24 protein-coding genes and 1 tRNA gene are annotated in these 19,959 nt (G+C 52.8%); 11 read left to right on the top strand and 14 right to left on the bottom strand.

Annotation, left to right across the window (positions count from 1 at the left end; translation table 11 throughout):
- Positions 1-115 precede the first annotated feature (115 nt).
- A complete protein-coding gene (locus NR302_RS11685) occupies positions 116-283 on the top strand; it encodes a hypothetical protein (RefSeq protein ID WP_167391193.1) in 168 nt (55 codons plus the stop codon).
- Between the two features lie 149 nt (positions 284-432).
- Here the strand turns inward: NR302_RS11685 and NR302_RS11680 are convergent.
- The 3 genes from NR302_RS11680 to NR302_RS11670 all read right to left on the bottom strand — a co-directional run bounded on the left by NR302_RS11680 (position 433) and on the right by NR302_RS11670 (position 2,267).
- A tRNA-Asn gene (locus NR302_RS11680) sits at positions 433-508 on the bottom strand.
- 103 nt (positions 509-611) lie between these two features.
- Complete coding sequence (gene mtfA, locus NR302_RS11675) at positions 612-1,388, bottom strand: DgsA anti-repressor MtfA (RefSeq protein WP_008105449.1); 777 nt, start codon at positions 1,386-1,388, stop codon at positions 612-614.
- A gap of 204 nt (positions 1,389-1,592) precedes the next feature.
- A complete protein-coding gene (locus tag NR302_RS11670) occupies positions 1,593-2,267 on the bottom strand; it encodes a hypothetical protein (RefSeq protein ID WP_008105447.1) in 675 nt (224 codons plus the stop codon).
- A gap of 570 nt (positions 2,268-2,837) precedes the next feature.
- On the opposite strand from NR302_RS11670, the gene NR302_RS11665 reads away from it, so the two are divergent.
- Both NR302_RS11665 and NR302_RS11660 read left to right on the top strand, forming a co-directional pair.
- Entirely contained in the window at positions 2,838-3,536 is a 699-nt protein-coding gene (locus NR302_RS11665) for a phosphohydrolase (protein ID WP_008105444.1), read from the top strand.
- 76 nt (positions 3,537-3,612) lie between these two features.
- Positions 3,613-3,861, top strand: coding sequence for a hypothetical protein (locus NR302_RS11660; RefSeq protein ID WP_008105442.1), 249 nt, complete (start codon positions 3,613-3,615; stop codon positions 3,859-3,861).
- Positions 3,862-3,903: 42 nt separating this feature from the next.
- Here the strand turns inward: NR302_RS11660 and NR302_RS11655 are convergent, their stop codons facing one another.
- Both NR302_RS11655 and dcm read right to left on the bottom strand, forming a co-directional pair.
- Positions 3,904-5,496 carry a methyl-accepting chemotaxis protein gene (locus tag NR302_RS11655; protein WP_258143522.1) on the bottom strand — a complete coding sequence of 531 codons (1,593 nt, stop codon included), beginning with the start codon at positions 5,494-5,496 and terminating at the stop codon, positions 3,904-3,906.
- A gap of 124 nt (positions 5,497-5,620) precedes the next feature.
- On the bottom strand, positions 5,621-7,012 hold the full coding sequence (gene dcm, locus NR302_RS11650; protein ID WP_258143521.1) for a DNA (cytosine-5-)-methyltransferase: 1,392 nt from the start codon (positions 7,010-7,012) through the stop codon (positions 5,621-5,623).
- A gap of 128 nt (positions 7,013-7,140) precedes the next feature.
- Here dcm and NR302_RS11645 point away from each other — a divergent pair, with 128 nt between their 5' ends.
- From NR302_RS11645 to dgcQ, 6 genes are all read left to right on the top strand, one after another.
- Complete coding sequence (locus NR302_RS11645) at positions 7,141-7,617, top strand: very short patch repair endonuclease (RefSeq protein ID WP_008105435.1); 477 nt, start codon at positions 7,141-7,143, stop codon at positions 7,615-7,617.
- A 69-nt stretch (positions 7,618-7,686) separates the two neighbouring features.
- Positions 7,687-7,959 (top strand): hypothetical protein, encoded by a 273-nt coding sequence (locus NR302_RS11640; protein ID WP_008105433.1) that lies wholly within the window; start codon positions 7,687-7,689, stop codon positions 7,957-7,959.
- A gap of 14 nt (positions 7,960-7,973) precedes the next feature.
- Positions 7,974-8,876, top strand: a complete 903-nt coding sequence (locus NR302_RS11635) for a DUF808 domain-containing protein (protein WP_008105432.1) — start codon at positions 7,974-7,976, stop codon at positions 8,874-8,876.
- Between the two features lie 44 nt (positions 8,877-8,920).
- Entirely contained in the window at positions 8,921-9,055 is a 135-nt protein-coding gene (locus tag NR302_RS11630; RefSeq protein WP_255253243.1) for a hypothetical protein, read from the top strand.
- A gap of 182 nt (positions 9,056-9,237) precedes the next feature.
- Positions 9,238-9,417: a YodC family protein gene (locus tag NR302_RS11625; RefSeq protein WP_008105429.1), complete on the top strand. Its 180-nt coding sequence runs from the start codon at positions 9,238-9,240 to the stop codon at positions 9,415-9,417.
- A gap of 133 nt (positions 9,418-9,550) precedes the next feature.
- On the top strand, positions 9,551-11,203 hold the full coding sequence (gene dgcQ, locus NR302_RS11620; RefSeq protein ID WP_258143518.1) for a cellulose biosynthesis regulator diguanylate cyclase DgcQ: 1,653 nt from the start codon (positions 9,551-9,553) through the stop codon (positions 11,201-11,203).
- Here dgcQ and NR302_RS11615 read toward each other — a convergent pair.
- The 3 genes from NR302_RS11615 to NR302_RS11605 all read right to left on the bottom strand — a co-directional run bounded on the left by NR302_RS11615 (position 11,200) and on the right by NR302_RS11605 (position 13,830).
- A complete protein-coding gene (locus NR302_RS11615; RefSeq protein ID WP_008105424.1) occupies positions 11,200-12,420 on the bottom strand; it encodes a glycosyl transferase in 1,221 nt (406 codons plus the stop codon). The genes dgcQ and NR302_RS11615 overlap by 4 nt on opposite strands.
- 26 nt (positions 12,421-12,446) lie before the next feature.
- Positions 12,447-13,238 carry a mannosyl-3-phosphoglycerate phosphatase-related protein gene (locus NR302_RS11610; protein ID WP_258145189.1) on the bottom strand — a complete coding sequence of 264 codons (792 nt, stop codon included), beginning with the start codon at positions 13,236-13,238 and terminating at the stop codon, positions 12,447-12,449.
- Between the two features lie 358 nt (positions 13,239-13,596).
- Positions 13,597-13,830: a DUF2525 domain-containing protein gene (locus NR302_RS11605; protein ID WP_061717614.1), complete on the bottom strand. Its 234-nt coding sequence runs from the start codon at positions 13,828-13,830 to the stop codon at positions 13,597-13,599.
- A gap of 314 nt (positions 13,831-14,144) precedes the next feature.
- On the opposite strand from NR302_RS11605, the gene NR302_RS11600 reads away from it, so the two are divergent.
- Together NR302_RS11600 and dsrB are read left to right on the top strand one after the other, a co-directional pair.
- Positions 14,145-14,303 carry a YqaE/Pmp3 family membrane protein gene (locus NR302_RS11600; RefSeq protein ID WP_007891469.1) on the top strand — a complete coding sequence of 53 codons (159 nt, stop codon included), beginning with the start codon at positions 14,145-14,147 and terminating at the stop codon, positions 14,301-14,303.
- A 68-nt stretch (positions 14,304-14,371) separates the two neighbouring features.
- A complete protein-coding gene (gene dsrB, locus NR302_RS11595) occupies positions 14,372-14,566 on the top strand; it encodes a protein DsrB (protein ID WP_008105417.1) in 195 nt (64 codons plus the stop codon).
- A 71-nt stretch (positions 14,567-14,637) separates the two neighbouring features.
- On the opposite strand, the gene NR302_RS11590 is transcribed toward dsrB, so the two are convergent.
- From NR302_RS11590 to fliO, 6 genes are all read right to left on the bottom strand, one after another.
- Positions 14,638-16,341, bottom strand: coding sequence for a methyl-accepting chemotaxis protein (locus tag NR302_RS11590; RefSeq protein ID WP_258143514.1), 1,704 nt, complete (start codon positions 16,339-16,341; stop codon positions 14,638-14,640).
- Positions 16,342-16,483: 142 nt separating this feature from the next.
- Positions 16,484-17,119 carry a transcriptional regulator RcsA gene (gene rcsA / locus NR302_RS11585; RefSeq protein ID WP_008105413.1) on the bottom strand — a complete coding sequence of 212 codons (636 nt, stop codon included), beginning with the start codon at positions 17,117-17,119 and terminating at the stop codon, positions 16,484-16,486.
- Between the two features lie 630 nt (positions 17,120-17,749).
- The gene (fliR, locus tag NR302_RS11580; protein ID WP_008105410.1) at positions 17,750-18,538 is read right to left on the bottom strand and encodes a flagellar biosynthetic protein FliR; all 789 of its coding nucleotides are present in this window, start codon (positions 18,536-18,538) and stop codon (positions 17,750-17,752) included.
- On the bottom strand, positions 18,538-18,807 hold the full coding sequence (gene fliQ, locus NR302_RS11575; protein ID WP_008105408.1) for a flagellar biosynthesis protein FliQ: 270 nt from the start codon (positions 18,805-18,807) through the stop codon (positions 18,538-18,540). The genes fliR and fliQ overlap by 1 nt, the downstream gene beginning before the upstream one ends.
- Positions 18,808-18,832: 25 nt before the next feature.
- Positions 18,833-19,564, bottom strand: coding sequence for a flagellar type III secretion system pore protein FliP (gene fliP / locus NR302_RS11570; protein WP_036648594.1), 732 nt, complete (start codon positions 19,562-19,564; stop codon positions 18,833-18,835).
- On the bottom strand, positions 19,564-19,959 hold the full coding sequence (gene fliO, locus NR302_RS11565) for a flagellar biosynthetic protein FliO (protein ID WP_258143513.1): 396 nt from the start codon (positions 19,957-19,959) through the stop codon (positions 19,564-19,566). Before fliO ends, fliP begins: the two co-directional genes overlap by 1 nt.

The following is a 19,959-nucleotide window of genomic DNA, read 5'->3' as shown; positions in this document are numbered from 1 at the left end:
TTATGCGCACCGACATATATGCATTATTTGGCAAAGAAGCGCACAACTAATCGTTTTGGTTATAGGGGAGAGTGCGGTTTACTGTCAGCCTCAATCATTTGTGGAGCAGCTGACAATGAAACACCTCTTGCAGCAGTGGTTTAACCAACTGATCAATGGCGAGACTGGACCCGCAGAAGAGCGCGAATTCGATCTCAGCAACCATATCGACCTGCTGATTCCCATCAGCCAACTGTACGGTGTTGAGTTCCATCCTTCGGTGTATCGCTACTATGAGAGATAGGCGCCTGCACCATGTGATCCGCTACAGCTACTGGAATGAGCTGTGCGCTGATGAATAAAGAACCCGCTCCCGGCCAGCGGGTTTTTTTATGTCTGCAATCCGTAAAAGCAAAAAGCCCGCTTAGTTTCCTAAGCGGGCTTCTCTAAATATGGCTCCTCTGACTGGACTCGAACCAGTGACATACGGATTAACAGTCCGCCGTTCTACCGACTGAACTACAGAGGAATCGTGTGAACGAGGCGAATATTAATGGCGCCCCTTGCAGGTGTCAACAGCTTAAAACACATTTGTATTCAACTGGCTAGCATTAGTACAAAGCGATCGCGATTTAAGCAGGTTCTGCTGTTAGCATCGCCAATCGCGCCAGTGGATCCTGACGGTAGAACTGCTGCAGATGGCGATACATCACCGGGAAGCGGTTAGCCAGTAAATCCGGTGCGCTGAAGAAATACTCTGACAGCACCGCGAAACACTCTGCCGCATCGCTGGCAGCGTAGGGATCGATGGTTGCCGCCTGTTCACCGACTAATTCAACTTCAGCTTCAATTTCTGCCATCGCCTGCTGCAAATCTTTCTCCCAGCTGGCGACATCACGTAGCGCCATCACCGGAATGCCGCTGGTATAACCGCTGCCGCGCGCATCAAGTTTATGCGCCACTTCGTGGATCACCAGGTTAAAACCGGAAAGATCGAGTGAATCCTGAATATCCAATGCGTTTAACACTACCGGACCTTGCGTCCAGCTTTGTCCGGCGTGCACAGCCGGCGCGTGGTGCACCAGACCGTTATCATCTTCCCAGCGATCGTCGACGTTGAACGGCTCGGGATAGATCAGCACTTCATGGAAGCCATCGAGCCATTCGAGTCCAAGCTTCAACACCGGCAAACAAAACAGCAGCGCCAGACGTGTCAGCAACAGTTCGTCGAGCTGCAGGCCTTGCAGCGGCGAGATTTTTTTCTGCTGGAGGAAGCGTTGTGCCAGCGTAACCAGTGCGGTTTTTTCATCAGGGTCGAGCAGTGAAAAGATGGGCTGCGCCAGCGCCTGTTGCCAGGGAAGCGCCAGTACTGAAGTCTCTATTTGCGCATGCCACGGCCATTTGAACATTGCGTCACTCACTCTTCAGACGAAAACAGTATCCTGGCGCGGCAAAGGGGAAAATACCAGCGCGTAATCAAAGCCGGCTATTCAACCAGTTAGTCGAGGATTTGTCTGTGATTGGCGTGGCAAAGCGGGAAAGTCATGGTGAGGAAATAAAAAAGGTCGTCATGAATGACGACCTTACGTTTGCATGCTTCGCAGCGTTTATCTTTAGCGTTCAACCCGCTGAAACGCGATCACCCAAACCCATGGGTTCACTTCCCAGCTGGTGGCGCCGTACTGTTTCTGCCACGCTTTGCGGTAGGCTTCTTTCGGCGATTCAGAATTCATATTCATGGTGAAGAAGTTATTGAGGAAGTGCGAATCGGTCTGCACGCCTTCTGCCATGATGTCATCTTCACTGATGTCCTGAATCTTCTCGGCTCGCACCGAGGTAATTTGCAGATCGATGCGGCTGGCCCAGCGCGGCATATGGATGGCGGTCTGCCAGCCAAACTGCTCGGCATTCTGCAAATTCTCATCCAGCTGTCCCAACTCATTGCTGTCAGCGCGATATTGGCAATACGCCGCATTGCGGAACGGCAGGGGATCGCGTTCGTAATCTGCCAGTAAGTTTTCCGGCACAATCGGGCCACGCCAGGTTTCACGCACCCACAAACCATCGCCCGCCTGACCAAATGGGCAGTGCGAACTGACATCAGTCATCGACATCAATTTATAGCCGTGCAGATGATTGGCGCTGACGTCAAACGCGTGTACGCCTTCATGGTGATCCTGACCCGGACCGAAAGCTTGAGTTTTCATAATGCGCCGGGTCTGCGTTTGCTGGCCAACCAGCAGGGCGCGCACCCGCTGTTCGGAAAAAAGAATCGGCCGTTCTTTCATTGCATACCTCTTATTGTGTCACAAACCCGGAAACTGCGAAGAATCCCCCAACATCCGTAGATGTGAGAGCTAGCATAATGGGTTTGAATCAGTTTGCTTAATAATTTGTCGCCTTAGTATCAGGCTAATCTGGCAATTTTAGATTTTAAAAATGGTTCATAAGCAAAATGTGTGCTGAAAAGGACTTCGCAAGGGATCCGAAGCCAGAATTTTTCCAGATACAGTACGTTATAAAGCCCAGAATGGGAACCTTTTCAGATAATGCCGTGTTGATCTGCCCTTAAGAAGCCGCATATATCAGCACATATAACTGGAATTTAGCGCTAAAGCGAAATTTGTTGATGACGCGAATATATTAAGCCTGTTGAACAGAGTTATTTAACTAAAACCCGCTAAGGAAATGCCGAAATCGTAATGGCCGCTGTGCAAGTGACGTTAACAGCGCTATAACAAGATCGGGATCTCATTTTTACGCTTTGCACATCCTGGAAGGATGTAAAAAAAGTGTCATGACCAGGCCGCTATGATGTCCGCAGGAACTTAGATAACAGCAATAACAGGAGAAGCACGATGTCACTTACTCACTGGCAACAACGCTACGAGAACTGGCTGCAGCTCAATTGGCTGCATGACGACAAAGCCCACGATATCGCGCACCTGCGCCGCGTCTGGATGAGTGCAAAGCGCATCATGCAGCACAGCGACGCCGATCCTATGATCGTTATGACCGCCTGCTACTTTCACGATGTGGTTAACCTGCCGAAAAACCATCCTGAACGTCATTTAGCCTCAACTTATGCGGCGGAAGAGACGCGCCGCATTCTGCAGCAGGATTTCCCGGACTTCCCATTTGAACTGCTGGATGCCGTCGCGCACGCGGTGCAGGCTCACAGCTTTAGCGCGCGTATCGCGCCACAAACGCTGGAAGCGAAAATTGTGCAGGACGCCGATCGTCTCGAATCATTAGGTGCTATCGGCCTGGCGCGGGTTTTCTACACGGCAGGCGCGTTAGGTCGTCCACTGTTCGATAGCGAAGATCCGTTAGGAAAAGAGCGTGAACTGGATGACGTGAAGTGGACGTTGGATCACTTCCAGAAAAAACTGCTGGGTTTACCGCAAACCATGCAAACCGAAGCCGGGCGCCTGTTAGCGGAGCATAACGCGGATTTTCTCGTGCATTACATGGGCAAACTGTGCGCCGAGTTGCAGGGCAATCTGACGTCAGTTGATGAATCGGTGTTAAGGGATTTCAGCCCTATACACTCGTAATATTAAATTTTTATGACAGTCTGTTAACTTTCATCTGCTTCCGCTACGTTGTTGTAAATCAAAAGGGAGTATGAAAATGACCGAGACCGTTAACTTAACCATTAAAATTGACCCGGCACTGAAAGAGCACATCAAACAGTTAGCCGCAGATAACCAAATCTCCATGAGTCAGGAGATCGTTAATCGCTTGCAGGCCAGTTTAGATGCGGGTGCGCAACCGGCCATTGATAGCCTGGATACCCAGGAAGCGGTGGAAGATCAGCTCTCCGCTGCGGAATTGAAGCAGATTCGTGCGCTGCTGAAGAAAAGTAAGAAGAAGAAATAAGCGAAAAAACCCGTCATTGACGGGTTTTTTTATGCCTGAAGATTAAATACGGAACTGCTGCGCGCGCTGCGCCAGGCGGTCCGATAACTCGCGCAATTGCACCGCCGATTGCACCTGATGGGCGTTCAGCGCTTCGTTTTGCTGTAGCTGTCCGCTCATCTCCACCACTTCCAGCGCAATCTTTTTCACCCGATGGCTCTGCGCGGCACTGTTTTGCTGCAGCTCGTTCAGCTGCGTTACCACGCCAGACACCGCACCACTGATCTGCGCGAACAGCACTTCCAGCGCTTTCACCTTATCGAAGCCATCATGCACATGCTGCTGCGTATGCTGAATCAAGCCATCGATCTGGCGCGTGGAAGCCCCGCTTTGCTGCGAGAGCAAGCCCATCTCTTTGGCGACCACCGAGAAGCTGCGGCCGTAAGCGCCCGCATGTGCTGACTCAATGGCGGCATTCAGCGATAACAACCGCGTCTGCATCGACAAGTCATCCAGCATGCCCACAATCCCGGCGATATCATCGGATGCGGTGACAATCTGCTGCATCTGGGTTTCCATCTTATCGACCTCTACCGCGCAGTTACGCATCAACGCATCGGCTGATTGTGCTTCCTGCGTTGCCTGCTGCGAGAACTGTGCACCGATCTCCACCTCTTCCGAAACGCGATCCAGGCGCTGCGATAAGTGATGGAAGCTGGCATTTTGCTTCTGGTGTTGCTGCATCACTTTTTCGTTGTGCTGCTGCATATCCTCGGCACCGGCGGCCACGCTGACCGCCACCGTGTTGATGTCGCGCACAATCTGTTGCAAGCCGCGCCGCATGGTATCAATCGACTGGAATAGCTGGCGTGTTTCCAGCGACTGGCGACGCGGATGGTTTTGCGCATCGACCAGATCACCGGTGGCGATCTGTTCCAGCTGCGCATTAGCGCGACGCAGCGGCAACAGCACGCCGCGCATCAGCAAGCTGGATGCCAGCACTAACAGCGCCATCAGCACCGCGCTGACAATCAGCGACATATTGCGGCTCAGCTTCAAGGTGCTGAGCGTGTTCTGATTCACTCTGCTGAGCTGATGATTAGCCTGCTCGATTTCACTGAACCAGGCATCATTAAACTGTTGCTGAAACGCCTGCATCGGCACCATAAAAAAGGCGTTGATGTCGTTGGCCGCTAATCCTTTCAGCTGCTCCTGCAATCCTTCCGACAGCATGGCGAAACCTTGCGCCAGCGGGCTATCTGCATTGGCGTGATAGGCGGCGAACTGTTGCTGTGCATTTTTCAACGAGTCATCGGCCGCCGCAGCCAGGCTTTTCCAGCTATCGACTGAGCCACTTTGCTGATCCTGCATTAGATAGATGCCGGCGCGATGGCTGTTATCGCTGGCGGTGAGCAGCTCGATACGCGCTTTATCCAACAGGGCCAGACGTTCGCGCAGTTGTTTGGCCTGCTGCAGTGAAGTTTGCGTCTGATTCACGTGGGTATTCAGCAGCAGCACACCGGCAAACTGCAGCGCGCAGAACAGCACAATGAACAGCAAAAACTGGCTACGCAAACTGGTGAGCCACAACGGGATTTTCAGGGATAACCGCGCGCGCAGCCGCAGCGGCAGAGAGATAACAGACAGGAGTGACATCACACGCCTCCAAAAAATAAAACAGGAGTATTGGCAGCACGCGTGACAGTTTGGTGACAGCGGGCGCGATTAGGCGGAAAACAGCATAAAGCGCGGCCCTAAATAAAATTGTGGTCCTGAATAGCTACGCCTTTTGCGCGGCGTACTGTTCAATCAGCGGTAATAACAGTTGCGCCACCGCAGCAAATACCGGCACCACCACCGAGTTGCCGAACTGCTTGTAGGCTTGCGTATCGGACACCGGAATGCGAAGTTTGGCTTCTCCCGGCGCTTCAAAACCCATCAGGCGGGCGCATTCACGCGGGGTTAAACGACGCGGACGGCGCGCCATATTCTCGGCCTGCTGGAAATCGGTTTCGCCTTGCGCATGATCCCAGCCGCGATCGATGAGGATTTCCGAACCATCTTTGTAATAGCGCGCCGATAAGGTGCGCACACAAATGTTCAGATTACGCGGATCGTTAAGGCCAAAACCGAAGCCGTTGCCTTTGGCTTTATGCTTTTTCGCGTATTGATAGAGATAGTTCCACAAGGTTGGCGACAGCGTGTATTTCGCTTCCGGCTGGGTTTCCAGCAGGCTGTGAAGTGACGGCACGTTTTGCGGATAGAGCGCGGGCAGGGCGCGCAACGAAAAGCCGTTACTAAGCCCGCTGTCGCGACGAATGCCCACCAGCACAATGCGCTCGCGATGCTGCGGCAGAAAATGGCGCGCATCGATAACCTTGGCATCCGGCAAACCGCTGTCGTTGGCATCCGCCACGTCATAACCGAGTTCATCCAGCGTGGCCATGATGATGGCGAAGGTGCGGCCTTTGTCGTGGCTCTTGAGGTTTTTCACGTTCTCCAGCACGAAGAACGGCGGCTTTTTAGCGGCGAGAATGCGCGCCACATCGAAGAACAGCGTGCCTTGCGCTTCACACTCAAAACCGTGCGCGCGACCCAGCGCATTCTTCTTGCTCACGCCCGCCAGCGAGAAGGGCTGGCAAGGAAAACCGGCCAGCAGCACCTGATGATCGGGAATGGTGCGATCGATATGCTGATAAATTTCTTGCTCATCGCTAATGCCCGCAGGCTGCGTTACCAGACGAATATCACTGTTGAAGTGGTGCAACTGCGGATCGCTATACAGGTTGGCTTTGTAGGTGCGCACCGCTTCTTTATTCCATTCGCTGGTGAACACGCACTGACCGCCAATCTGCTCGAAGCCACGGCGAATGCCGCCGATACCGGCAAACAGATCGACAAACTGGAATTTGGCGTCGTCATAATGCGCCGGACGCTGCGGCAGCAAGGCCTGCAGGCTGGCGAATTCGCGGCTGGAGAGCGCCGGCGCGGCACTTTTACCGGCGCGAATGCGATTCAAACGCGGCACGCTCCAGTCGCGGCCACCGGCGTCGGTTAAGGTGATAACCACATCGCGTGCGGCATAGATATCGAGCACCTGCAGTAACAGCGACGTCGCGTCATCCTGATTGGCGGTAAACGGGGAGGGCGAGACGGGGTCGATAGCGAGCATGCGTTTTTCCTTAACAGTGAAGCGGCTATGCTAACACTCATCACGCAACGAGGAAATTGGCGTGCGGTGTGCTTTCGCTTTTGGCCTAAGCCGCTAAAGTTGAAGAAGCGCTAATACAAGGAGACGCTATGGCAGACGTTCACTCGCAAGCCATTCGCAGCAAAAACATGCGCGCCATTCGCAATCAGGATACCGCGATTGAACAGCGTATTGCGTTGATTCTTAAAGATCGCGGCTTCACCTATCGCGTGCAGGATAAAGCGCTACCGGGCCGCCCGGATTTTGTCCTGCCCGCCGAGAAAGCGATTATTTTTGTTCACGGCTGCTTCTGGCATCGTCATCACTGCTACTTATTCAAGATGCCCGCCACGCGCACTGAATTCTGGAGTGGCAAAATTAACAGTAACGTTGAGCGCGACCGGCGTTACGTCGAGCAACTGCGCGAAGGAGGCTGGAAAGTACTGATTGTTTGGGAGTGCGCGCTGCGCGGCAAACTGCAGCTGGAGGACAGCGCGCTGATTGAACGTTTAGAAGAGTGGCTGCTGGCGGCAACCGACAGCAGCGAAATCGACCATCAGGGCTTGCATCACTATCGCGTTGAATAGTGCGAGATTGTTGCTTTTAGCCGCCATAACAGTTTAGATCTCCCTTTTCTCTGGGACGCGGAATGAGCCATGAGCAGCATCAAACTTACCGTTAAGCGCCTGTATCAACTCCGCGATGAGCGGATGGTGACAACCCAAGCCACGGCGCGCATTTATCTTGGCGATCGGCTGGTCGCCACCGAAGAGATCAGCGGCATGACGGAAAGTCCGGTGAGCAAGTATTTGCACGCCGGAGATCTGACGGGGCCATTACGCGTTGAATGGGACTGTGCGGGCATCGCCGATATGTCAGTGACGGCGATTGAGCGTTGCCCCTGTTGTCAGGATCACGAACCGGAATAATAAGGAATACCACTTTGGCAGGAACCAGTTTACTTACACTTCTGGATGATATTGCAACACTGCTCGACGATATCTCGGTAATGGGCAAAGTTGCGGCAAAGAAGACCGCAGGCGTATTGGGTGACGATCTGTCGCTGAATGCGCAGCAGGTTAGCGGTGTCAAAGCCAATCGTGAATTGCCGGTTGTATGGAGCGTGGCAAAAGGCTCCTTTCTCAATAAATTAATTTTGGTGCCGCTGGCGTTATTGATCTCGGCATTTGCGCCCTGGTTGATTACGCCGCTGCTGATGATTGGCGGCGCGTATCTCTGCTACGAGGGCGTGGAGAAAGTGCTGCATAGCCTGAATCACGATAAGGCAGAGCAGAGTCCGGAAGCGCGTCAACAGCGTCTCGATAAACTGGCGCAGCAGGATCCGCGTGCGTTCGAAAAAGATAAAGTCAAAGGCGCGGTGCGCACCGACTTTATCCTCTCGGCAGAAATTGTCGCCATCACGCTGGGCATCGTTTCAGAGGCGCCGCTGCTGAATCAGGTGTTGATTCTGGCGGGCGTCGCAATTCTGGTGACCATCGGCGTGTACGGCATCGTGGCGATGATTGTCAAAATCGATGATTTGGGATTCTGGCTTAAAGAGAAATCCTCTACCGTCGCGCAGGCGATTGGCGGCGTATTGCTTGCCTTTGCGCCCTGGTTAATGAAAGCCTTAACGCTGGTCGGTACCCTCGCGATGTTTTTGGTTGGTGGCGGCATTGTGGTGCACGGCATTACGCCGTTACATCACGCCATCAGCGAATACAGCGCCGGATTCAACGGTTTGGTCTCGGCACTGCTGAGCAACGGCGCCAATCTGGTGATCGGCTTTATCATTGGGTCGATCGTGCTGTTGGGCGTAAATCTGATTGCTAAGCTGCGCGGCTAGCAGTTATAAAGCGCTGTAAATTTCTAATCACGGTCAGGAGAACGATGATGAACGACGATATGTTTGAATTTGATATCGATGCACAGCTGGAACAGGCTGAAGCCAAAGCGGCAGAGAAAGCCAACGAAGTCCCGGCTGATATCAGCGACGAAGCGGACTGCGAAGGCTGCAAAATCTAATTTTCCTGTTCGGGAAGTGCTATCAAAGCCGACAATAAATCTTGTCGGCTTTTTTTATTTACAGAGTTTTTAACTGCTTATTCTGATTTAGTAGAAGTAATAGATTTATCGTATAGGAAAAAATCGGTCACAGCTGCTATACCTAAACTCGGTCATTTAACGATGAAAGAGGGAGGTGCGGTATGATCTTTGCAATCAGTGACGAAGTTCAGCACAAACAGGGCGGACCCACCATGGTGGTCACCGGCTATGCCAGCGGAATGGTAGAGTGTCGTTGGTATGATGGTTATAGCGTTCGACGTGAGGCGTTCCACAGTGACGAACTCAGTCACTTATCGAGCGCGCAACAGCTGGCCAGTTGAATCCATTCGGGACGGTTTTTGCCGTCCCGAATGGAGTTGTAGCTCAATGATTTACCTTTGATCCCTGCCTATAAATTTTTTTCCAAACTGACTACACTTTGCGCATTCGCCTCTTTTCGAAGCAGGGATGCACATGCCAAACTCAGCTAAGTTATCGCGTTGGAAAAGTCCATTTATACCGGTTCATCTCTGCTTTCTGGCGGTCTTTCTGTTCTCCGCTTTTCTCACCGTGCATGAAGCCTTTGAACTGAAAAACAATTACGAACAGCGTCAACGCGCGCAGTTATCCGACGTGCAGAAAAACCTCGACAGCCAGTTCCAGGAGAGCCTGGACGAGCTGCTCTATTACCAGCAAATGCTCAACTACGCGCTGACCCATCCGCTCGATTCCGATCACGCGCGCGAAACGGTGGCGCGCTTTCAGCAGCTGCGTCAGCAGAATCCCTGGCAGCTACAGCTTTCCAGTCCACGCAGTATGCCGATAAACGGCGTCGGCGATAGCTGGCTAACGCGCGACCCGCTGTTATCCCGTGACGATACCCATATCGATCATGAGCTGCGTGCGGCGCTGGAGTTCAGCTTTATCCTGCAGTTTGGCGATACCAAACAGGATTTCCATTCCCGCTTCTGGTACATCTCGCGAGCCGGTTTCTACATCAGTTCGCGTCCGCCGCAAAACGCGCAGGAGCTGGAAGAGAGCTACGCCACCATGATCCAGCGCCCCTATTTCCGCGATCAGGATCCGCACAATCCGCTGCATGCACGTCTGCGCTGGACCGAAGGTTATCAGGGCTTATTTGATGAAGGGCTGATGATGACGGTCAGCACGCCGATTATCAGCGAAGGTTATTGGTACGGCGTGCTGTCGATGGATTTCACTCAGTCGCGTATCCATGCCTTGCTTGCATCCGCGCACAACAGCTCATTGCAGGGCAAAATGGTATTGCTGGATCGCTCACTGCATGAAATTACCCGCTTGACTGCACCCAACGATCAGCCATTAACCGCAGAACAAAAGGCGTTGTTAGAGCAGCAAATTCTGCAGAGTCCAGCCGGCGTGTCGCGGCTCGGGACGCAGTTTATTACCTGGAGCAAACTCAGGAACGTTGGTGCCTATATCGTCAATGTTCAAAGTCTGAAGCAGGGCTTTTCTCAAGAGTTAGGCCGCGTGGCGCTGTTTATGGTGGGCATGTGGCTGGTGTTTGTCTTGCTGCTGGTGGCGGCGCATCAGGTGATATTCCGTTTGGTGCGGCGCCTGAATGATATGTCGGCCAAATTGGTGTGGCGGGCAAATTATGATGGTTTGACACGCCTGCTCAATCGCAGTGCCTTCTTCGAGCAATTTGATGCGCTGGCGGCGCGCGGCCAGCAGCAGCAAACGCCGCTGGCGGTGATTCAACTGGATATCGATCATTTCAAAAAGGTCAACGATACCTGGGGACATCAGGCCGGCGATCAGGCCATTATCCGCGTGGCGAGCGTGATCAGCCACACGCTACGCAAATACGATGTCGCTGGACGCGTCGGCGGGGAAGAGTTCTGCATTGTGCTGCCAGAAACTACATTGGCAGAGGCGCAGGCGGTGGCGGAGCGGATTCGCGTGCGGCTGGAGGCGAAAACCATTCTGGTTAACGCCAGCACCACCTTTGGCATTACGCTTTCGGCGGGCGTCAGCGGCAGTGAAGAGCAGGGCGATTATGAGGCTGAGAGCCTGCAGGCCAGCGCGGACAGCAGGCTCTATCTGGCGAAGACCGGTGGGCGTAATCGCGTCTGTGCAGCGGATTAAACCTTGCCGTCGTTATCCTCTTCGACGGCCTGATAAATACGCTGCAGAATATCCGGGAAAGCCGATTGCACCCGGCTCCAGCTGGGAATAAACGGTTTCTCATTCGGACGCTCAATAAAGGCTTGTCCGGCATCGAGAATCGCCTGAGTGAACATTTCCACCGCCGCTTCTTCAATGTGCTGATCAAACTTCAGGCCGTTCATGGTGGCTTCGTGGTTGTAGATCTCCATCATATCCAGCGCATTGCGGTAGTAAGTGGCCTTCAATACGCGGAACGAATCGCTGGTGAGCGGCACGCCCATGGTTGCCAGCTTACGCAATAGCGACTGCACGATGTCATTACTCATGCGCTTCAAACCGCCGGTGCCATCATCTTCCGCCAGCGGCTGATGTTTGTGGTCGTAGTTATCGGCAATCTCCACCTGACACGTCTGGCGTGTGGTGTAGTTACGATAAATCTCCGACAGCACGCCAATCTCTAATCCCCAATCGCCAGGAATCTTGATGCCGTTGAGCACGTGCGTGCGCATGGCAAACTCGCCAGAGAGCGGATAGCGGAAGCTGGTGAGGTAATCGAGATATTCCGAGTGACCGTAGACTTTCTGCAAGGAGCGCAGCAGCGGACCCACCAGCAAACGTCCAACACGGCCATTCAATTTGCCATCGGCCACACGCGCGTAGAAGCCTTTGCAGAACTCATACTGAAATGATGGATTGGCCAGCGGATAGAGCAAACGTGCCAGCATGCCGCGTTCGTAGGTGACGATATCGCAGTCGTGCAGCGCCACGCATTGGGTGCGATCAGAAGCCAGCGTGTAGCCGGTGCAGAACCACACATTGCGGCCTTTACCGGGTTGGCTCGGCGACAAACCCTCTTTATCCAGTTCGGCGTCCAACGCTTTCAGGCGCGGGCCGTCATTCCACAAAATGCGATGGCGCTGCGGCAAGCGGGAGAAGAACTCGCGCGCAAAGAGAAACTGGTCGCGATCGGCGCGGTCAAGGCCAATCACGATCTCATCCAGATAGGGCACTTTCGCCAGTTCGTTAACAATGTTATCCAGCGCCGGGCCTTCCAGTTCCGAAAACAGCGACGGCAAAATCAGTCCCATTTTGCGTTTGCGTGAGAAGCGCACCATCTCCTTTTCCAGCGATTCGACGCTGCGGTGGGTGAGATTATGGAAATTAGTAATGACACCATTCTGGTAAAAATCACTCATCGTCTCATCCTTCTGGTTAAAGGCCGTTACTCGGCAAGAAAATAGTCCAGACCTTCACGCCAGCCTTGCGGACCGACGTGCGCGGTGTGGTAAACGTTCTCGGTATCGGTGCGTTGCAGTTCTACCGGCGTTTTGCTGAAGCCTTTTATCACCACGGCATAATCAACGCGCTCCAGCATCGGCACATCGTTGGGGCCATCGCCCAGGCCGATGGTGGTGCGTGATTCCCCTTCTTGCGCGGCAAGATGCTGCTGAATTTCCGCCAGCGCGATACCTTTGCCGGTGCCGGCGGGCATCACATGCCAGAAGCGTCCGCCCTGAGTTAACGCCAGATGGTGTTCGGCAAGCGCCTCACGAAATTCCTGCAAACGGTGTTCATCATCGCGCCACAGCACCACTTCCGATGCTTCGCGCAGGCGGCTTTGGCTGGCTTCGGTGAGCGTTAAACCGGTGAAGCGTGCCACTTCGGCATCGCTAAATTCATGAAAACCGTTGAAGCGGAACCGTGCCTGCAACGCGTGTAGTGTTTGGCACAGCGCATGATAGCCGGCGCTGGTTTCGGTTGGCGGCGTCTGTTCACCGCCCAGCACCACGCGCGCACCGTTTTCAGCAATAAAGGGTGCGCCAACAATGCCCAGCTTCTTTTGCAGTGGAATAATCTCTGCCGCCGTTTTGCTGGAACAAATCACCAGCGGAATCAGATGTTGTTTCAGACGCGCCAGCCATTCACTGGCCGCATCCCAGTTGTAGTCATGATGATCCAGTAATGAGCCATCAAGATCGGTAACGATCATCAGGGAAGAGTTAAGACTCAGCATCATCACACTCCTTACGCCAGTGGCATCCGTAAAGCGAAGAGTAATCAGTATAATAGCGGAATCACGATCACACTTTTTCCGGCGACCCGGCCAGCGACAACCAGGATAATTCTTAAACAGCAGACGTGACGGGATGCGCGATGCACATTTCGTGCACAGCTGAAACCAGCTGTGACGCGGTGCGTGGGGCGATTCGCATGAATGGTTATACAAAATTGTTCGATTTACATGCAGGGATAAGACTTGTCTTAATCGGACTAAGGCGTAATCTGACCGGGTGTTAAGAATTCCCTGGTGTAACGAATTTATTGATTTATTTTACCCGGCCATCCCGCCGGGTATTTTTTTGAAATCGATTTCAGCGGTTCACTTCACTGATGGCGAAATCGCGAATGTCGAGTTCGAAGGCTTCCGCTAAATCGGTGTAAGAGTCATAAGCCTCGCCGTTCACTTTGACGCGATGGGCGTTTTCGGCTTCCATAAACTCTTGTATCTCGCCCGACGTTCTTTTCTGAATCGCCTCCAGCAGCGCATCGACATCAATATTGACTTCGCGCTGCACATTCTCGCTGTACTCTTTTGCCGTCGTCATAGCGCCCTCCCAGAGGCGATTGGATGAGTTAACAGTATAGACGGTGCTGAAAAGAGGGCGTCGCGGGCAAATTACGGGCAAAAAAAAGCCCGCGCTGCGCGGGCAAAAATCCTTGTTACTTTTAGGTTGACTGCGCCTTTGGGGTTGGTGCAGTGAGGAGAAGTGTACGAGCAGCCCGCGTCAAAAGTCTCTCTATGAAACGTTAAGAAAGCGAAAAAGCGCATCTTGACAGAGTTTTACCTGCCTTTAAGTGCACAGTGCGTAACAGCGTCTATGCTTAGCGATTGATTGTTAAGTGATATCAGGGAGTGAATATGGACTTTTTACGTATTGTCATCGCCATTTTGGTACCGCCACTGGGCGTGTTCTTGCAGGTCGGGTTCGGCGGGGCGTTCTGGCTTAATATTCTGCTGACGCTGTGCGGCTACATTCCCGGTATCGTTCATGCGGTGTGGGTTATCGCCCGACGCTGATCGCGATCAGGCAGTGTTGATTATCTTCCGTTAAACTGTGTCGCAGGACAATTTGTGGAGAGTAATCAATGAAGGTGAACGATCGCGTTACGGTTAAAACCGACGGCGGCCCGCGCCGTGTAGGTACGGTGCTAGCAGTGGAAGCATTCAATGAGGGCACCATGTATCTGGTGGCGTTAGAAGATTACCCGCTGGGGATTTGGTTCTTTAATGAAAGCGATCATGCCGAAGGCGTGTTTGTTGAGCCGTATGAAGGGGCTTGATGCCAGGTGCGCATAAATGCGCACCTGAGTTGTAGGGTCGCCAATCATGGCGACCTCTGCAAATTCAACGCTTAAAACGTCTCCCAATTATCATTTCCCGACGTCGCCAATGCCGGACGCGGCGCCAGATTTAGCGTACGCAACCCGGACTGCGCCGCTTTAGCCACTTGCGCAACCGGCGCATCATTCAAACGGAACACCGCTACCGCCTGCGTCAATCGGCCAGCCTGGTCTTCCAGCGAAGCCGCTGCCGAAGAGGCTTCCTCAACCAGCGAGGCGTTCTGCTGCGTCACGTTATCCATCTCGGTCACCGCCAGGCTCACCTGCTGGATGCCACGGCTCTGCTCATCGGACGCGGCAGCAATCTCCGCCATAATGTCCGTCACGCGACGCACCGCCTCAACAATCTCGCCCATGGTATTACCGGCTTCACCGACCTGGCGTGAGCCGTTGGTAATCAAACCTACCGATTCAGCGATCAGCGTTTCAATCTCTTTCGCCGCCTGCGCACTGCGCTGTGCCAGATTACGCACTTCGCTGGCTACCACGGCAAAACCACGGCCTTGCTCACCGGCACGCGCCGCTTCGACGGCGGCATTCAGCGCCAGAATATTGGTCTGGAAGGCGATGCTGTTGATGACGTTGGTGATCTCGGCAATCTTCTTGGAGCTGCCAGAAATGTTGTTCATGGTTTGCACCACGCCGCTCACCAGATCGCCGCCGCTGCGTGCTTTGCCAGAGGCATCAGCAGCCAGCTGGCTGGCATGATGCGCGTTCTCGGCGTTCTGCTTCACCGTTGCGGTAAGCTGCTCCATGCTGGCAGCGGTTTGCTCCAGCGCTGAAGCCTGCTCTTCAGTACGCGATGAGAGGTCGGTGTTACCGGCGGAAATCTCGCTGGAACCCTGATAAATCGCCACCGCACCTTCACGCACCGTGCCTACAGTACGCACCAGCGACGCCTGCATCAGTTGCAGGTTATGCAGCAAGCTACCAATCTCGCTGCGGCCATAGGCTTGCTCCGGCGCGGTCAAATCCCCTTGCGCAATATGTTCGATGCGGTCAACGGATTGGCGCAGCGGGTTAATCACCACGCGACGCAGGAACACGAAGGTCAACAGCACTAACACTAATGCGGCGACAAATGCGATAGCCATAGCAATAAAACCGACGCGCGATTGATGTGCCGCTGCGGCATTAATCGCTTCGGCGCGGTCGGTACGTATTTTAATCGCCTTCAACAGCACGGCGTTATAGGCGTCATCCAGCTTGCGCGTGACGTCAGTTTCCTGCGCCACGATACCTTCAAAGCTGCCTTGCTTTGCCGATTCAATCATCGGCTTAAGACCTTTATCAATATAGGCATTGAAGCTGGCGGTCAGCGGTTCGTCGAGGGCAATATCCGCCGGCGTTTTCGCCTTGCGATCCATATAGAGTTTAAAGCCTTCGCGCGCTTGTTTAATGCGCGTCTCGGTGCGCGCTAAATCGGCACGATAACCATCCATTTCGCCAATACGGGCGGCGGCACCGGATTGCAGCACATTCAGTCGCGCAGTGCGCAGATGGTTAGAACTGTTAGAGATGCCCATGCGGATTTGAATTTCTTCCGTGGCATCATTGAGTGAGTTATTACTCTGAATCAAAAAGTAGCTGGCGAGTCCAATGCACAGGGCAAAAAGCAGCAGAATGCCACCAAAGATCATACTGAACAAAGGCATCAGGCGCAGGTTCTGCCAGATGCTGAGCTTATATTGCTCATCAATCGATGCTGTTTTCATATCCTTGCTCTCATGTAGGTAGGTGTTATGAGAATAAGCATCGGCAGGCGAGGGGAAAGGATTAGGCAGGAAAGTGAGATCAAACTCGCAAAACGAGAAAGGGGCCAATCGCTGGATTGGCCCCTTTATTCACTGAAGGAAATTATCGCACGTTAACATAAATCCCTGAGGTGACATTATCAGTCAAACGTACGACATGATAAATAACCTGCTTATTATGGGTTTTAATTTTACGTTTAATATTACCTTTATGTGACGAAACAGTTTTGGCTTTAATTTGCATATTCTCAGATATCTGAATGGTGTCATGACCTGACATCCACATTTTCAGCATATTTGATTCAGTCTGACTTAATGTCAGTGGATGCACGTCGAGCCCAGCAGAAATACGTGGCGAAGCGTTGAGTTTCTTTTGCAGGTAGGTGCCTAACAAAGAATCCAGCGTCGAAGTTTTTATCGATTTTGACGTAATAATCAGGTTCTTACGAACGTAGAGGTATTCCTCAAAATGGATATTCGAGATCGCCATGAAAATAAAGAATAAGGTGTCAGGATGCTGCATGATAATAGCACGAATACGATCGCTGGAATCAGATTCGTGAATAAAGCACTCTTCGTTGATAAACACGACGCCCGGCTTTATTTGCTCACATCTTTGTTGCAATTGGTCGATGTCAGAGACAGGAGTAATATTTTTCTTTTTAACTCCTTTCGCAGACATATAGTCAGACAAACCCAGGCGTGTGTAATTACATGAATCCATAATAATCGTTGGCATTATAGCGACCCTCACCAATTTGTTATCCGTTTAAATCAACGATGAATACGCGTTTGCGGTACGAGAGAAATTTCCAAAGACACTTTTTTATTCTGCTCGGCAGATTGGCGATAGAAATCCATGCGCCATCATGACTCTTCCCTGAACCGTGCTGCGAAGTTATTTTTTTTAGTACATCCACGTCACTCTCAGCCCAGCCATAGTAGGGATGGCTGAGGATTTGCATTAAGTGTTTAATTCGCTCTGTTTTGAGAGCCCTGTCACTATCGCGCAGATCACAGACAAATCTGATAGGACAAATCTTAAAAACATTTGTTTAGCGAAAGTATGACGCTTCAGCGAGCGTTGACAATGCCGGAAAAAAGGGATTTAGACAAGAAAAATCGCTTTGAAATTTTTTTTGTTTAAAAACAGCCCTTTGAGCATTTCATCAACCAATTCTCAAGGTTTAGCCCCTTAGGAATCGTCTGACTAAAATACGCGAAGCGCGGTTTAATAAGAATAATTTTCACCTAAAATGCGCATTTATCAGAATTTCCTCAGTTGATTTCTGGAAAAAATGGTTCGAAAAATGCACAGACTGTTTCTGGTTGCTTAACTATTACTTAAGAACGCCTACAGAATAGTTAATCAACTCGCGCGGGAAAGTTCTGACATAAACTGGGCGAGTAAATCAAAGACTTCGCTGAACAGATGTTCGCAGAAGGGAGCAAGCAGCGGCATCATCAACCCAACGCTGAGGATGCCCACCGTTAAGGTAATCGGGAAGCCAACCGCGAAAATTGATAGCTGTGGTGAAACACGGTTTAACAAACCTAGTGCCATGTTTAGCGTGAGGAGTAGAACTATTAAGGGCAGCGCTAACATCATGCCATTAAGGAAAATTAATCCGGCGGCTTTGACTAACGCCATAAAGGCATTGGCGTTGAGCGGCTGGTCGCTGATCGGTAAGGTGTGAAAACTGTCCACCAATAGCGAGATCAGCCACAGATGTCCGTTGAAGGTGAGAAACAGCAGCATCGCCAGCATATCGAGAAAACGCGCCAGCACCGGCATGTTCAGGCGGCTGCCCGGATCGAAGAAGGTGGCGAAGGACAAACCCATCTGCAAACCAATCACTTCACCCGCCATGCGCACCGCGGCAAAGGCGAACTGCATGGTCAGGCCGATGCTGATGCCAATCAGCAACTGTTGCAGCAGCAACCAAAATCCGGCGGGCGTAAATAATGTAGCTTCAACCGGCGGCAGCACAGGCAGAATGATCCAGGTGGTTAATACCGCGAGGCCAATCTTGACGCGTTTGGGAATCGACTTTTCGCTCAGCACCGGCGCGCTGGCAAACAGCGCCAGCAAACGCACCATCGGCCAGAAGAATTGTGCGACCCAATGGATCAGCTGGCTGCTGTCGAGGTTAATCATTAGCCAATGATGTACGGCAGATTGCTAAACAGCGTGCGAATGTAATCCAGCATCAGATTCAGCATCCACGGACCGGCGATCACCGCGGTAGCGGCAACGGCCAGAATCTTCGGGATAAAGGAGAGCGTTTGTTCGTTAATCTGGGTCGCGGCTTGCAGCACGCTGATGATCAAACCGCTGATCAACGCCACCAGCAACATCGGCGCGGCCATCAGCAGCGCGACGCGCATTGCTTCCTGGCCCATAACCATTACTGATTCAGGTGTCATGTTGCACTCCTCGGGAAATGTCGGGTTACGAGTAGAAACTTTGCGCCAGTGAACCCACCAGCAGTTGCCAGCCATCCACCAGCACGAACAGCATCAGCTTGAACGGCAGGGAAATAGTGGCCGGCGGCACCATCATCATCCCCAGCGCCATCAGTACGCTGGCGACCACCAGATCGATGATCAGGAACGGGATAAACACGGTGAAACCAATCTGGAAGGCGGTTTTCAGTTCGCTGGTGACATACGCCGGCAGCAGAATGCGCATCGGTACCGCTTCCGGGCCTTGAATTGGCGCGGTGTTGGCCAGACGAGCAAACAGCGCTAAATCGGCTTCGCGCGTTTGACGCAGCATAAATTCACGCAGCGGCTGCGCACCTTTATCAATCGCGTCCGCCATGCTGATTTTGTCCTGGCTGAACGGCAGATAGGCGTCGGAATAAATCTTGTCGAAGGTCGGCGCCATAATAAAGAAGGTCAGAAACAGCGCCAGGCCGAGCAGCACCTGGTTTGGCGGCGCAGATGGCGTGCCCAAGGCATTACGCAGTAAGCCAAACACAATGATGATGCGGGTGAAGCTGGTCATCATCAGCAGTACGGCCGGAATAAAGGTCAGCGAGGTGATGAAAACCAGCGTCTGCACCGGCAGCGACCAGCTCTGGCCGCCATTGGCCAGCGGCTGGCTGATTAAACCCGGCAGCTGCGCATGGGCAACCGGTGCCAGCAACAGCAGCGGCAGGAGAGCAAGTAATCGACGCATCATTGTGGTTTTCCGGGACGTTTAACCAGATTCTGGAACAGCTGACGAAAATCCTGCGGGGCAGCGCTGTTATTCGCCAGTTCTTCCGGCGGCAGCGGCGGTAATGAGTGCAGATGCGTAATCTGCTGGGCGGTAACGCCCAACACCAGACGTGCATCGGCGGTATCGACAATCACCACACGCTCGCGCTGACCCACCTGCACGGTGGCGCTGATTTTCAGCGCCTGGCCGGTCACCGTTTTCGGGGCAAAGCCGAGACGTTTCGCCAGCCAGCCGCAGCCGAGAATCAGCAGAACAATCACCGCCAGCACGCTGCTGACTTGGCCAATCACCGAACCGGTCGAGACCACCGGCTGGCTCGCTACCGGTTGTTCCGCTTGCGTGTGCTTTAACAT

The organism is Pantoea sp. SOD02 (genome assembly GCF_024707505.1).
Taxonomy (GTDB): domain Bacteria; phylum Pseudomonadota; class Gammaproteobacteria; order Enterobacterales; family Enterobacteriaceae; genus Pantoea; species Pantoea symbiotica.
The sequence above is the reverse complement of the archived record's forward strand: the minus strand, read 5'-3'. Positions and strand labels throughout refer to the sequence as shown.

Coding starts and splice junctions, on each gene's coding strand:
- NR302_RS11640 (WP_008105433.1), top strand. CDS start 7,687: ATGAGCAGCATCAAACTTACCGTTAAGCGCCTGTATCAACTCCGCGAT.
- NR302_RS11645 (WP_008105435.1), top strand. CDS start 7,141: ATGGCAGACGTTCACTCGCAAGCCATTCGCAGCAAAAACATGCGCGCC.
- dgcQ (WP_258143518.1), top strand. CDS start 9,551: ATGCCAAACTCAGCTAAGTTATCGCGTTGGAAAAGTCCATTTATACCG.
- NR302_RS11625 (WP_008105429.1), top strand. CDS start 9,238: ATGATCTTTGCAATCAGTGACGAAGTTCAGCACAAACAGGGCGGACCC.
- dcm (WP_258143521.1), bottom strand. CDS start 7,012: ATGCTCGCTATCGACCCCGTCTCGCCCTCCCCGTTTACCGCCAATCAG.
- NR302_RS11615 (WP_008105424.1), bottom strand. CDS start 12,420: ATGAGTGATTTTTACCAGAATGGTGTCATTACTAATTTCCATAATCTC.
- NR302_RS11665 (WP_008105444.1), top strand. CDS start 2,838: ATGTCACTTACTCACTGGCAACAACGCTACGAGAACTGGCTGCAGCTC.
- mtfA (WP_008105449.1), bottom strand. CDS start 1,388: ATGTTCAAATGGCCGTGGCATGCGCAAATAGAGACTTCAGTACTGGCG.
- NR302_RS11605 (WP_061717614.1), bottom strand. CDS start 13,830: ATGACGACGGCAAAAGAGTACAGCGAGAATGTGCAGCGCGAAGTCAAT.
- NR302_RS11670 (WP_008105447.1), bottom strand. CDS start 2,267: ATGAAAGAACGGCCGATTCTTTTTTCCGAACAGCGGGTGCGCGCCCTG.
- fliO (WP_258143513.1), bottom strand. CDS start 19,959: ATGTTAAAGCACACGCAAGCGGAACAACCGGTAGCGAGCCAGCCGGTG.
- fliP (WP_036648594.1), bottom strand. CDS start 19,564: ATGCGTCGATTACTTGCTCTCCTGCCGCTGCTGTTGCTGGCACCGGTT.
- NR302_RS11590 (WP_258143514.1), bottom strand. CDS start 16,341: ATGAAAACAGCATCGATTGATGAGCAATATAAGCTCAGCATCTGGCAG.
- NR302_RS11685 (WP_167391193.1), top strand. CDS start 116: ATGAAACACCTCTTGCAGCAGTGGTTTAACCAACTGATCAATGGCGAG.
- dsrB (WP_008105417.1), top strand. CDS start 14,372: ATGAAGGTGAACGATCGCGTTACGGTTAAAACCGACGGCGGCCCGCGC.
- NR302_RS11600 (WP_007891469.1), top strand. CDS start 14,145: ATGGACTTTTTACGTATTGTCATCGCCATTTTGGTACCGCCACTGGGC.
- fliR (WP_008105410.1), bottom strand. CDS start 18,538: ATGATTAACCTCGACAGCAGCCAGCTGATCCATTGGGTCGCACAATTC.
- fliQ (WP_008105408.1), bottom strand. CDS start 18,807: ATGACACCTGAATCAGTAATGGTTATGGGCCAGGAAGCAATGCGCGTC.
- NR302_RS11655 (WP_258143522.1), bottom strand. CDS start 5,496: ATGTCACTCCTGTCTGTTATCTCTCTGCCGCTGCGGCTGCGCGCGCGG.
- NR302_RS11630 (WP_255253243.1), top strand. CDS start 8,921: ATGATGAACGACGATATGTTTGAATTTGATATCGATGCACAGCTGGAA.
- NR302_RS11660 (WP_008105442.1), top strand. CDS start 3,613: ATGACCGAGACCGTTAACTTAACCATTAAAATTGACCCGGCACTGAAA.
- rcsA (WP_008105413.1), bottom strand. CDS start 17,119: ATGCCAACGATTATTATGGATTCATGTAATTACACACGCCTGGGTTTG.
- NR302_RS11610 (WP_258145189.1), bottom strand. CDS start 13,238: ATGCTGAGTCTTAACTCTTCCCTGATGATCGTTACCGATCTTGATGGC.